Here is a 12,129-nt window from a genome sequence, read left to right as displayed (position 1 = left end):
ATCGCGCTCGAGATGGGGCTGCGGACTCTGGCCGCCAACCCCGAGATCCGCCTGGCGCTGAACATGTCGGCCAGATCCATCGGCTATTCACGCTGGTCGCGCGTGCTCGACAAGGCGCTGAAACGCGCGCCCGACCTGGGTGAACGGCTGATCCTGGAAATCACCGAGCCTTCGGCCATGCTGGTGCCGGAGCTGGTGGTCGAATTCATGGACCGGCTGCAACCGCAGGGCATCGCCTTTGCCCTCGACGACTACGGCTCCAGCAGTTTCAGCTTTCGTCATTTCCGGGATTTCCTGTTCGACGCCGCCAAGATCGACGGGCAGTTCGTGCGCGGCGTCAGCCGGGACCCCGACAATCAGGCGCTGATCCGCGCGCTGATCGCCGTGGCGCGCGAATTCGACATCCTAGTGACTGCCGAATCGGTCGAGGCGCGCGAAGATGCGGAGTTCCTGATCGGCTGCGGCATCGACTGTCTGCAGGGATTCCTGTTCGGCGCGCCGACGCTCAACCCGCCATGGAGGATGGAAAACCGCGCCAGCGCCAGAGCTTAGACGTCGCCACCGCCTGCGCTTTGCCGCCATTTGGGCGGGGTGAGACAAGCTGACCGTTGCTGCAACTGCAGCATTACGTTATGGCAGGGGGCATTGGAGCGGGGATCGTGAGGCGCTCTCAACGTTGCGGGCTTGACCCGACGACCTGCGCCGTCAAATTTCCCGAACGACTATGACGGTAAAGGATCGACCACATGACCAACGTAGTAATCGCATCCGCCGCGCGGACCGGTGTCGGCAGTTTCGGCGGCTCTTTTGCGAACACCCCCGCACATGATCTGGGCGCCGCCGTGCTGGAAGCCGTGGTGGAACGCGCCGGCGTGGACAAAGCCGAAGTCAGCGAGACCATCATGGGCCAGGTTCTGACCGCCGCGCAGGGCCAGAACCCCGCCCGCCAGGCGCATATCAACGCCGGGCTACCGCAGGAAAGCGCGGCCTGGGGCATCAACCAGGTCTGCGGCTCGGGCCTACGCGCCGTGGCGCTGGGGGCGCAGCACATCCAGCTGGGCGATGCCGAGATCGTCTGTGCCGGCGGCCAGGAGAACATGACCCTGTCGCCCCATGCCGCCGCGCTGCGGGCCGGCCACAAGATGGGCGACATGAAATACATCGACACGATGATCCGCGACGGGCTGTGGGACGCCTTCAACGGCTATCACATGGGCCAGACCGCCGAGAACGTGGCCGAGAAATGGCAGATCAGCCGCGATCAGCAGGACGAATTCGCCGTGGCCAGCCAGAACAAGGCCGAAGCCGCGCAGAAGGCCGGCAAGTTCAAGGACGAGATCGTCCCCTTCACCATCAAGACCCGCAAGGGCGACATCGTGATGGACAGCGACGAATACATCCGTCACGGCGCCACCATCGAGGCGATGCAGAAACTGCGCCCGGCCTTCACCAAGGACGGCACCGTGACCGCGGCCAATGCCTCGGGACTGAACGACGGCGCGGCGGCAACGCTGCTGATGTCGGCCGAGAATGCCGAGAAGCGCGGGATCGAACCGCTGGCCCGCATCGCGTCTTATGCGACCGCCGGTCTGGACCCGTCGATCATGGGTGTCGGGCCGATCTATGCCTCGCGCAAGGCGCTGGAAAAGGCCGGATGGAAGGTCGAGGATCTGGACCTGATCGAGGCCAACGAAGCTTTTGCCGCACAGGCCTGCGCGGTCAACAAGGACATGGGCTGGGATCCCGAGATCGTGAACGTGAACGGCGGCGCCATCGCCATCGGCCACCCGATCGGCGCCAGCGGTGCGCGGGTTCTGAACACGCTGCTGTTCGAGATGAAGCGCCGCGACGCCAAGAAAGGTCTGGCGACGCTTTGCATCGGCGGCGGCATGGGCGTGGCGCTCTGCGTGGAGCGCGACTGAATGGTGCGCCACCGGCCATAGACAAAAGGCGCTTTTGGGCGCCTTTTTCTTTGCCTGGCCGCACGGGCTGCCGCCGCGACACTTTTTGCCTGAGTCGCAAGTGAATAGGTCACGAAACAATATTGCGCATGCGCAGCATAGTTTGTAGCAAGATTATCAAGCCAAATGAATCGGAGGACTCCTCAATGGCACGTACAGCACTCGTCACCGGCGGCTCCCGCGGTATCGGCGCAGCAATTTCCAAGGCGCTCAAGGCCGAAGGATACAACGTCGCCGCCACCTATGCGGGCAACGACGAAGCTGCGAAGAAATTCACCGAGGAAACCGGCATCGCCACCTACAAGTGGAACGTCGGCGACTATGAAGAATCCAAGGCGGGCATCGCCAAGGTCGAGGCCGAGATCGGCCCGATCGACGTGGTGGTGGCGAATGCCGGCATCACCCGCGATGCGCCGTTCCACAAGATGACCCCCGAGATGTGGCAGCAGGTGATCGACACCAACCTGACCGGCGTGTTCAACACCGTTCATCCGGTCTGGCCGGGCATGCGCGAGCGGGGGTTCGGCCGGGTGATCGTCATCAGTTCGATCAACGGCCAGAAAGGCCAGTTCGGTCAGGTCAACTATGCCGCGACCAAGGCCGGCGATCTGGGCATCGTGAAATCCCTGGCGCAGGAAGGCGCGGCCAAGGGCATCACCGCCAACGCCATCTGCCCCGGCTACATCGCCACCGAGATGGTGATGGCGGTTCCGGAAAAGGTGCGCGAGATGATCATCGGCCAGATCCCCGCCGGCCGTCTGGGCGAGCCCGAAGAGATCGCCCGCTGCGTCGTGTTCCTGGCCTCGGACGACTCGCAGTTCATCAACGGCTCGACCATCTCGGCCAACGGCGCGCAGTTCTTCCACTGAAGCGGATCCAGTTCAACGAGTCGGGCCGGCCCCTTGGGACCGGCCCTTCTTTCATCCCGTAAGAACGCGCGCGCTGCGCTCAGCGGGAACCGAAAATCCAGCGCAGCGCCGATTTCAGGGCTTTGCCGCGCTCCTCATGCGCCCGTTGAAAGGCGCATCTTGCGGCGGGATTGGTGGTCATCTCGATCATGTCGCATCTCCTTTCGCATCAGCCTGTCTTGACTTGATACAAACATGACGGTTGTTTTGTCGGACGACAAACGAGAGTTTTCGACGCTTCAGTTCAGGAAATCTTAACCGACATGAGCGACCGCCTGCCACCCCTGACCGCGCTCCGCGCCTTTGACGCCGCCGCCCGGCACATGTCCTTTGCCAAGGCCGCCGACGAGCTGAACGTGACCCCGGCGGCGTTGTCGTTTCAGATCAAGTCGCTGGAGGAGCATCTGGGCCAGCCCCTGTTCCGCCGCCTGAACCGGGCCGTCGAACTGACCGAGGCCGGCCGGACGCTGGCGCCCGGCGCGGCGGAGGGGTTCTCCACCCTGCAAGCCGCCTGGGCGGCGACGCGGCGTCTGCTGGACAACACCACGCTTACGGTCACTGCAGGCCCGGCGCTGACCGCGAAATGGCTGGCGCCGCGGATCTATGAATTCGCCCGCGCCCATCCCGAGATCGACCTGCGGTTTTCCGCAACGCTGCGCAACATGGACCTGGAGCGCGACGACGTGGATGTGGCGATCCGGTTCGGCTATGGCCAGGACGACGGGCTGTATTCGGTGCCGGTCCGCAAGGAGTGGCTGACGCCGGTCATGACCCCGGACCTGGCCGAGCGGTTTCCGACACCGGAAAGCCTGATCGACGCGCCGCTGATCCATGACGACTCCATCAGCTTCCTGCGCCCGGCCTGCGACTGGCCGACATGGTTCCGGGCCGTCGGCATCGACTTCACCCCGACTCACGGCGCGCATTTCTCGCATGCCGACCACGCCATCGACGCGGCGGTGGCAGGTGTGGGCGTTGCGCTTGGCCGGCGCCCGATGATCCTCAAGGACATGATGGAGGGCCGCTTGGTCGCGCCCTTCAAGGTCGCCATCGAAACCCAGGCGCGGTTCCGGTTCCTGTGCCTGCCCGGCGCCGAGAAACGCCCGCAGATCGCCGCCTTCCGCGACTGGTTTCTTGCGGAGATCGAGAAGACCGCGCATATCTCGGACGAGTTCAGAATCATCCCGGTCGAGGACATCTCTCCCGCATGACCCAATCCCGCGCTACCGTGATCGGCTTTGTCGCCGTATTGCTCTGGTCACTGCTGGCCCTGTTCACGGTCGGCTCGGCGCCCACGCCGCCGCTGTTGCTCAACGCGGTCTGTTTCAGCATCGGCGGGGTGCTGGGCCTGATCTGGACGTGGCGCAGCGGCGGTCTGGCCCAGCTGCGCCGCGTGCGCTGGGTGGTCTATCTGTTCGGGGCCCTGGGTCTGTTCGGGTATCATGCGCTGTATTTCTCGGCCCTGCGCATGGCACCGGCGGCCGAGGCCGGGTTGATCGCCTATCTCTGGCCGTTGCTGATCGTGCTGTTTTCCGGCCTGCTGCCCGGCGAGACCCTGCGCGCCGGGCACCTGTTTGGCGCGGTTCTGGGGTTCTCCGGGGCGGCTCTGATCATCCTGGGCGGCGGTGCGGGATTTCAGGCCCAGTATCTGCCGGGCTACGGGCTGGCGCTGCTCTGCGCCCTGACCTGGTCGGGCTATTCCGTCCTGTCGCGCCGGGTCGGAAAGACGCCCACCAGTTCGGTCGCCGTCTTTTGCATCCTGACGGCCGTCGCATCGTGGATACTGCACCTGAGCGTCGAGGAAACGCTATGGCCCGGCACTGCCATCGGCTGGGCATCGATCCTGGCGCTGGGGCTGGGGCCGGTCGGCCTGGCGTTCTACGTGTGGGATATCGGGGTCAAGCACGGCGACATCCAGATCCTCGGCACCAGCTCCTATGCCGCGCCGCTGTTGTCCACCCTTGTGCTGGTTCTGGTCGGAATCGCGGCGCCGTCCTGGACGCTGGCGATCGCCGCCCTCCTGATCACCGGCGGTGCCGCGATTGCGGCACGCGCCAGCCTCAAACCTTAGTTCGAAAGCCGTTCGATCTCTTCTTTCAGTTTGAGCTTCTGTTTCTTCAGTTGAGCGATGTGGAGATCATCGATGCCGGGAGAGCGCTGGGCTTCTTCTACTTCGAGACTGAGGTTTGCATGTTTCTTTTTCAGTTCGGCCAGATGTGCGCTCACGCTCATGGCGATCCTCCTTCTCTGAATTGTGAACGGCCCAAGTTGAGCATATCCGTCCCGGCCTGTCACGCCGCAACAGCACAAATTCTGTCACAAAACCTACAAATTCGGCTGAACACGGCCTAGGGTTTGCCGGGCCAGGGCATCGCCGCAGCGGCGCGCAGAACCGCGGCGATTTCGGGGGTGTAGTGATCCTCGTTGCGCAGGTGGCGGTCGCCGCGGTGGAGAATCACGGGGGCGTGCAGGCGGAACGGCGCCCGCCCGTCTTTTCGCGCCCGCAGGAGAACCAGATCGGGCGCGCGGCCGGCCCGCGCCGAAAGGGGCAGGATTTCGACCGAACCCAGCCGGCCGTCGCAGGCGGCCAGCATCTCGGGCAGGCGGTCGGCCCGCTGGATCATGTGCAGAAAGCCGCGCGGAGCGAGGCGGCGCGCCGCGACATCGACCCAGACCGGCAACGGCGTTTGCTCGCTGAGGGCGGCCTGGCGTCCCCGGTCCGTGGCCGGGCTGTGCGCGCCCGGCCGGTAATAGGGCGGGTTGGCGATGACATGATCGAACCGGCGCTGGCGCATCCCGGTCGGAAGATGGGACAGGTCGGCCTCGACCACGGTCAGCGACACGTCGTTTTCCTGGGCGTTCCGCCGGGCCAGTACGGCATAATCGGGCTGCAACTCGACCCCGGTCAGAGAGAGCCCCCCGACCCGCGCCGCCAGACACAGGATCGCGGCACCGGCGCCGCATCCGAGTTCGAGCACGGATTGCCCCGGCCTGGCCGGTACGCTGGCGGCCAGAAACACCGGATCGACGCCCGCGCGATAGCCCCGGACCGGTTGCCACAGGCGGATCCGACCTCCTAGAAAGTCGTTGCAAGTCAACTGGTTGTCGGAAAACCCGGTCATCAGGCAAGAGGTATGTCGTTGTCCTTCATCACCCGCAGGGCGCGGTCGAAATCCTCGGCGCGCACCAGCAGCCGCCGCGGGAAGATTCCGATGCCGCCTTCGAGGATGCTCATATTTACGTCCATCTCAAAGCAGTCTATATCCTCGCCTTCAAGAAGGGCGGAGGCGAAGGCCATGACGGTCGGGTCGGTGCTGCGCAGAAGCTCTTTCATGGGGATGGATGTAAGGGCAAGGCGGGGCGGGAGTCGAGCCTTGTGTCGGGAGTGTGATGAACATCAGCGCGAGGGCGAAACCGCAAGAACGTCTGGCCGACATCCTGGCCGGCGAGATGGAGGCCGTGAACGATCTGATCCGCCTGCGCATGGCCTCGGATCACGCGCCGCGCATTCCCGAAGTGACCGCGCATCTGGTCGAGGCGGGCGGCAAACGCCTGCGGCCGATGCTGACCCTCGCGGCGGCGCGGATGTTCGGATATGCCGGCGAGCATCACATTCGTCTGGCCGCAACGGTCGAGTTCATCCACACCGCGACCCTGCTGCATGACGACGTGGTGGACGAAAGCGCGCAGCGGCGCGGGCGGCCCACCGCGAACCTGCTGTGGGACAACAAGAGTTCGGTCCTGGTGGGCGACTACCTGTTTTCGCGCAGCTTCCAGCTGATGGTCGAGACCGGTTCGCTGCGGGTGCTCGACATCCTGTCCAACGCCTCGGCCACGATCGCCGAGGGCGAAGTGCTGCAGATGACCGCGGCCAGCGATCTCAGGACCGACGAGGCGGTGTATCTGCAGGTGGTGCGCGGCAAGACCGCGGCGCTGTTTTCGGCCGCGACCGAAGTGGGCGGCGTGATCGCCGGAGCATCCGACGACCAGGTGCAGGCGCTGTTCGACTATGGCGACGCGCTGGGGATCGCGTTCCAGATCGCGGACGACCTGCTGGATTATCAGGGCGACAGCAAGACGACCGGCAAGAACGTCGGGGACGATTTCCGCGAACGCAAGCTGACCCTGCCGGTGATCAAGGCCGTGGCGCAGGCCACGGCCGAGGAGCGCGCATTCTGGGAGCGCACGATCGAGAAAGGGCGGCAGCAGGACGGCGATCTGGATCACGCGCTGGCGCTGATGAACAGATACGGCACGCTGGAGGCGACCCGCGCCGATGCCAATGGCTGGGCCGACAAGGCCAAGCGGGCGCTGGATGCGCTGCCGGATCATGAAATCCGCACGCTGCTGCGCGACCTGGCCGACTACGTGGTGTCGCGGCTCAATTGAGCAGCGTCGCACGGCACCACCAATCCGGATGCGCCGCACCGATGTCGTAGGCCGCCCGATGCGCGGCCTCCATCGACGGGTAGAGCGCGAAACAGGTCGAGCCCGATCCCGACATGCGCGCCAGCATGGCCTGGGCGGTCCGGTTCAGCTCATCGAGAACAAGCGCGATGTCCTGCGCGACCTCCGTCGCGGGGGGCTCGAGGTCGTTGCGCTGTGCGCGCAGCCAGCCGGCGCAATCGGCAGGGGTTGCGAACTCCGGGATCCGATCCGGCATCGGGGGGTTCTCGCGGGATGCCAGCGCCTTGAACACCGGGGCGGTCGGCACCGGCACGCCGGGATTGACCAGCAGCGCCGGCAGGGATGGCAAGGCAATCGGCGCGAGCCTGTCGCCGATCCCCCGCATCCGCGCGGCCTGCGCCATGAGGCAGACGGGAACATCGGCGCCCAAAGACAGGGGAACTGCGTCGGGCAACGCAGTCCGGTCCGCCAGCGCCCGCAGGGTCGCGGCGGCGTCCGACGAGCCGCCGCCGATGCCGGCGCCGTGCGGCAGAACCTTGGTCAAGTGAATCCGGCCGGTCCAGTCGACCGCCCTGGCCGCTTTCCAGACCAGGTTGCGATGGTCCACGGGCACGCCTTTCGCGTGCTCTCCCGTGACCTTCAGCGACAATTCCGGCCCGGGGAAAAATTCCAGACGGTCGCCGATATCGGCGAAGACCACCAGCGAGTCCAGCAGGTGATAGCCGTCTTCGCGTTGGCCGGTGACGTGCAGGGTCAGGTTGATCTTGGCGGGGGCAAAGCCCTCAACCATCGGTGGCGACCTTCAGCGGTTCCGCCCCTTCCTCGACCAGCACGGCGTCCAGCCCGATCTCCAGCTTGCGGCGGATACGGTCGGGATCGGCCTCGCCATCCGTGTCTTCTGGGTCGATGAAGGACAGCGCGCGCTTCCACTGGAATTCGGCCTCGCGTTCGCGACCGACCGCCCAGTAGACATCGCCAAGGTGATCGTTCACGACCGGGTCGATGGGCATGAGTTCCACCGCCCGCTCCATGTGGCCCACGGCCTCGTCGTAGCGGCCGAGGCGGAACAGAACCCAGCCGAGGCTGTCGACGATGTACCCGCTGTCCGGGCGCGCCTCGACCGCGCGCTGGATCATTTCCAGCGCCTCGTCGAGCTTTTCGCGCCGCTCGACCAGCGAATACCCCAGATAGTTCAGCACCTGCGGCTGATCCGGGCTGAGTTCCAGGGCGGCGCGGAAATCGGCCTCGGCCCGGTCCCATTGCTTGAGCCGTTCGTGGCAGATACCGCGCGCATAATACAGGAACCACTGGCCGCCCGAGCCCTCCTCGGTCAGCGCCAAGGCCGTGTCATAGGCGGCGATGGCCTCGGCATATTGCTCCTGCTGCCGCAGGAGGTCTCCGAGGGAGCTGTGCACGACCGGCAAATCCGGGTAGTCCTGCGCCAACTTCTCAAGCACTTCGATGGCGGCGTCGGGTTTCGCCGCCCGGCGCAGCGCCTCGGCCCGGCCCAGTTCGGCGGCGTGATAGTCGGGACCGTCGCGCGGCACCATCTTGTAGGTCTCGACGGAGAGTTCGTACTGGCCCAGCTCATCGAGCAATTCGGCGCTGAGAAGAAGGGCGTCGATGTGATCGGGCCGCAGGAAACTGGCCGTGCGCGAATACACCAGCACATAGTCGTCGGCGGCTTCGTTGTTCAGTGCCGCACCGATGGTGAAGAACACCTCGGCCATGCCATCGACGGGCGAGCGCACATGGGTGAAGGGCAGCTTTTCCCCCGCCGCCAGCTGGTCCTGGATCCGGGTCAGCGCCGGGTCGGCGCGGGAACCGAAGACATCCTGAAGCGACTGCAGGGCGGCATCGTTGCGGTCGAGCTGCGACAGAACCTCGGCCCGCGCCATGGCCGCGCGGCGGGACATGCGCGAGACCTGGCCATCGTCGGCGGCGAAGATTTCCTCCGCGCCCTCGTAGTCGCCCACGGACGCCAGGGCCATCGCCTTGTGGTAGCGGGCAAAGTCGCGCAGTCCGTTTTGCTGGGCGACCTTGTCGAACTGTTCCAGCGCCATCGAGACCGAGCCGTTGCCCATATGCGCCCAGGCGGTCACGAGCCCGTCCACCAGCGGGCCGATGCCCAGTGTCTCGGGGTCGCGCGCCAGGATGTCGTCATACCGGCCCTGGGCGACGAGGTTCGCCACCACGACCATATGGGCGACCTGGCTGCGCAGGCCCATCCCCTCCATCTCCTCCGCGACCGGAAAGGCGCGATCCAGCCGGCCCAGCGACAGTTGGGCCAGCACCACGTTTTCCATCAGGGCGGGATTGGACGGGTCCAGCGCAAGCGCGCGGATATAGAACTGGGCCGCGGCGGCGTAGTCGGTGCGGTACACCGCCTGACGGCCGGCCAGATAGGCACCGGCAACCGAGTCTGCCGACACGTGGGACGGGATGGCCAGAGCCGCAGCAAGTACGGCACCCGCCGCATGTCGTAACAGGGATATCACCGAGATCCTGCCTTTTTCTCCTTGACTGCGGAACAAGCTAGGGCCTCGGGCCGAAAGAGGCAATGGCAGAGCCGTCACGACTCTGCCAGTATCCGGTTTCCCGCTTACATGTTGGGATAGTTCGGCCCGTCGCCGCCCTGCGGCGTGGTCCAGGTGATGTTCTGGCTGGGATCCTTGATGTCGCAGGTCTTGCAGTGCACGCAGTTCTGGAAGTTGATGACGAACCGCGCCCCGTCGTCATCCTCGACCACCTCATAGACGCCGGCCGGGCAATAGCGCTGCGCGGGTTCGTCAAAGCGCGGCAGGTTGACCTTGACCGGCACCTCCGGGTCGGTCAGGTGCAGGTGGCAGGGCTGGCTTTCCTCGTGGTTGGTCATCGCGAAGGACACGTTGGTCAGGCGATCGAACGACAGGGTGCCGTCCGGCTTGGGATAGTCGATGGGCTGGTGCTTGCTGGCCTCCTCGGTCGCCTCGGCATCGGTCTTGCCATGGCCCAGCGTTCCGAACAGCGAAAAGCCCAGCGTGTTGGTCCACATGTCGAGACCGCCGAGGACCAGCGACGGGATCATGCCCCACTTGGACCACATCGGCTTGACGTTGCGGACCTTTTTCAGGTCGCGGCCGATCGGACCGTTGCGCACCTCGGTTTCGTAGGCGGTCAGCTCGTCGCCCGAGCGATCGGCCTGGATCGCCGCATAGGCCGCTTCGGCCGCGGCTTTGCCCGACAGCATCGCGTTGTGGTTGCCCTTGATGCGCGGCACGTTGACCATGCCCGCCGAGCAGCCCAGCAGCGCCACGCCCGGCGCCACCAGTTTCGGCAGCGACTGATAGCCGCCTTCGGTGATCGCCCGCGCGCCATAGGCGACGCGCTTGCCGCCCTTGAGCAGGTCGGCCACCATCGGGTGATGCTTGAACCGCTGGAACTCCATGTAGGGATACAGGTACGGGTTCCTGTAGTTCAGGTGCACCACGAAACCCACATAGACCTGATTGTTTTCAAGGTGGTAGATGAACGACCCGCCCCCGGCATTGCCGTTCAGCGGCCAGCCCATGGTGTGGGTGACGGTGCCCTCGCGGTGCTTGGCCGGGTCGATCTCCCAGATCTCCTTCATGCCGATGCCGTATTTCTGCGGCTGCTTTCCGGCCTGCAGGTCGTATTTGGCGATGACTTCCTTGGACAGCGACCCGCGAACGCCTTCGGACAGGAACACGTACTTGCCGTGCAGTTCCATGCCCGGCTCATAGGACGGCCCCGGCGTGCCGTCGGGGTTCTTGCCGAATTCGCCGGCGACCACGCCCTTGACCTCGCCGTTCTCGCCATAGACCAGTTCCGAACAGGACATGCCCGGAAACACCTCGACCCCCAGCTCTTCGGCCTGTTCGGCCATCCACCGGCAGACGTTGCCCATCGAGACGATGTAGTTGCCGTGGTTGTTCATCAGCGGCGGCATCGGCCAGTTCGGGATGCGGATCTGGCCCGCCTCGCCCAGCATGTAGAAATTGTCTTCGGTCACGGGCGTGTTGAGCGGTGCGCCCTTTTCCTTCCAGTCGGGGATCAGCGCATCCAGACCGCAGGGATCCAGCACCGCGCCCGACAGGATATGCGCGCCGACCTCGGACCCCTTTTCGAGCACGACCACGTTCAGATCGGCGTCGAGCTGTTTCAATCGGATGGCCGCGGACAGGCCAGCCGGGCCTGCGCCGACGATCACAACGTCATATTCCATCGCTTCGCGTTCTATTTCGGCCATCGCGGGCTCCTTCGCTGACTTTCCGAATTGGCGCTCTCAACGCATGATCGGCGCAATTTTGTTTCACGGCTGATTACCCGGTGTCAAAGTCCCGGGTCAATCGAAACACGGCGTAAAACCGCTGCAATGCGGCATATCAGTCTTCTGGCGCGTCACCCATCAGGTATCTGGGGCCGCTTCCTTTTGATTTTGCCCGGTCGTCGGGATTGTAAAGGGCGCATTTCGGCAGGCTGAGACAGCCGCAGCCGATGCACCCGTCCAGATTGTCGCGCAGCCGCACCAGCGTGTCGATTCGCTGATCCAGATGCGCGCGCAAGCCCTTGCTGATCCGTTTCCAGTCCTGCGGCGTCGGAGTCCGGTTTCCCGGCAACCCGGCCAGAACCTCGCGGATTTCCGGCAGGGACAGGCCGAATTGCTGCGCGATCATCACGAAGCTGAGGCGCCGGATGTCGGCGCGCTGGTAACGGCGTTGCCCACCCGGATTGCGCCAGGGCGAAATAAGGCCCTGCGCCTCGTAGTAGCGGATCGCTGAAACGGCCAGCCCCGTGCGCCGGGCCAGCGCGCCGATTGACAGCCCTTCGGACGGCGCCATGACGTGCTCCGA

General features: G+C 65.2%; 13 protein-coding genes. 6 read left to right on the top strand and 7 right to left on the bottom strand.

Features of this window, described 5'->3' with window-relative positions:
• The 5 genes from AC2FNJ_RS06010 to yddG all read left to right on the top strand — a co-directional run.
• Positions 1–552, top strand: a 552-nt coding sequence (locus AC2FNJ_RS06010; RefSeq protein WP_496763216.1) for an EAL domain-containing protein, incomplete at its 5' end; no start/stop codon positions are given.
• A gap of 194 nt (positions 553–746) precedes the next feature.
• A complete protein-coding gene (locus AC2FNJ_RS06005) occupies positions 747–1,922 on the top strand; it encodes an acetyl-CoA C-acetyltransferase (RefSeq protein WP_496763214.1) in 1,176 nt (391 codons plus the stop codon).
• Positions 1,923–2,107: 185 nt separating this feature from the next.
• Positions 2,108–2,830, top strand: coding sequence for an acetoacetyl-CoA reductase (phbB, locus tag AC2FNJ_RS06000; protein ID WP_496763213.1), 723 nt, complete (start codon positions 2,108–2,110; stop codon positions 2,828–2,830).
• Positions 2,831–3,132: 302 nt separating this feature from the next.
• Positions 3,133–4,080, top strand: coding sequence for a transcriptional regulator GcvA (locus AC2FNJ_RS05995; RefSeq protein WP_496763212.1), 948 nt, complete (start codon positions 3,133–3,135; stop codon positions 4,078–4,080).
• A complete protein-coding gene (gene yddG, locus AC2FNJ_RS05990) occupies positions 4,077–4,940 on the top strand; it encodes an aromatic amino acid exporter YddG (protein WP_496763210.1) in 864 nt (287 codons plus the stop codon). The genes AC2FNJ_RS05995 and yddG overlap by 4 nt, the downstream gene beginning before the upstream one ends.
• Here yddG and AC2FNJ_RS05985 read toward each other — a convergent pair.
• The 3 genes from AC2FNJ_RS05985 to AC2FNJ_RS05975 all read right to left on the bottom strand — a co-directional run bounded on the left by AC2FNJ_RS05985 (position 4,937) and on the right by AC2FNJ_RS05975 (position 6,203).
• Positions 4,937–5,101 (bottom strand): YdcH family protein, encoded by a 165-nt coding sequence (locus AC2FNJ_RS05985; protein WP_496763208.1) that lies wholly within the window; start codon positions 5,099–5,101, stop codon positions 4,937–4,939. The two genes, yddG and AC2FNJ_RS05985, sit on opposite strands and share 4 nt — an antisense overlap.
• A 116-nt stretch (positions 5,102–5,217) precedes the next feature.
• The gene (locus AC2FNJ_RS05980; RefSeq protein WP_496763207.1) at positions 5,218–5,991 is read right to left on the bottom strand and encodes a tRNA1(Val) (adenine(37)-N6)-methyltransferase; all 774 of its coding nucleotides are present in this window, start codon (positions 5,989–5,991) and stop codon (positions 5,218–5,220) included.
• The gene (locus AC2FNJ_RS05975) at positions 5,991–6,203 is read right to left on the bottom strand and encodes a putative signal transducing protein (protein ID WP_496763206.1); all 213 of its coding nucleotides are present in this window, start codon (positions 6,201–6,203) and stop codon (positions 5,991–5,993) included. The genes AC2FNJ_RS05980 and AC2FNJ_RS05975 overlap by 1 nt, the downstream gene beginning before the upstream one ends.
• A 56-nt stretch (positions 6,204–6,259) precedes the next feature.
• On the opposite strand from AC2FNJ_RS05975, the gene AC2FNJ_RS05970 reads away from it, so the two are divergent.
• Complete coding sequence (locus AC2FNJ_RS05970; RefSeq protein ID WP_496763204.1) at positions 6,260–7,258, top strand: polyprenyl synthetase family protein; 999 nt, start codon at positions 6,260–6,262, stop codon at positions 7,256–7,258.
• Here AC2FNJ_RS05970 and AC2FNJ_RS05965 read toward each other — a convergent pair.
• The 4 genes from AC2FNJ_RS05965 to soxR form a co-directional block, all read right to left on the bottom strand.
• Positions 7,251–8,066, bottom strand: a complete 816-nt coding sequence (locus tag AC2FNJ_RS05965; RefSeq protein ID WP_496763203.1) for a 4-(cytidine 5'-diphospho)-2-C-methyl-D-erythritol kinase — start codon at positions 8,064–8,066, stop codon at positions 7,251–7,253. The genes AC2FNJ_RS05970 and AC2FNJ_RS05965 overlap by 8 nt on opposite strands.
• Positions 8,059–9,774 (bottom strand): tetratricopeptide repeat protein, encoded by a 1,716-nt coding sequence (locus tag AC2FNJ_RS05960; RefSeq protein WP_496763202.1) that lies wholly within the window; start codon positions 9,772–9,774, stop codon positions 8,059–8,061. The genes AC2FNJ_RS05965 and AC2FNJ_RS05960 overlap by 8 nt, the downstream gene beginning before the upstream one ends.
• A 104-nt stretch (positions 9,775–9,878) precedes the next feature.
• Positions 9,879–11,525, bottom strand: a complete 1,647-nt coding sequence (locus AC2FNJ_RS05955) for an electron transfer flavoprotein-ubiquinone oxidoreductase (protein ID WP_496763200.1) — start codon at positions 11,523–11,525, stop codon at positions 9,879–9,881.
• 136 nt (positions 11,526–11,661) lie between these two features.
• The gene (gene soxR / locus AC2FNJ_RS05950; RefSeq protein ID WP_496763199.1) at positions 11,662–12,117 is read right to left on the bottom strand and encodes a redox-sensitive transcriptional activator SoxR; all 456 of its coding nucleotides are present in this window, start codon (positions 12,115–12,117) and stop codon (positions 11,662–11,664) included.
• Between the last annotated feature and the right edge of the window lie 12 nt (positions 12,118–12,129).

This window comes from Ruegeria sp. BHSB196 (assembly GCF_059613135.1).
The sequence above is the reverse complement of the archived record's forward strand: the minus strand, read 5'-3'. Positions and strand labels throughout refer to the sequence as shown.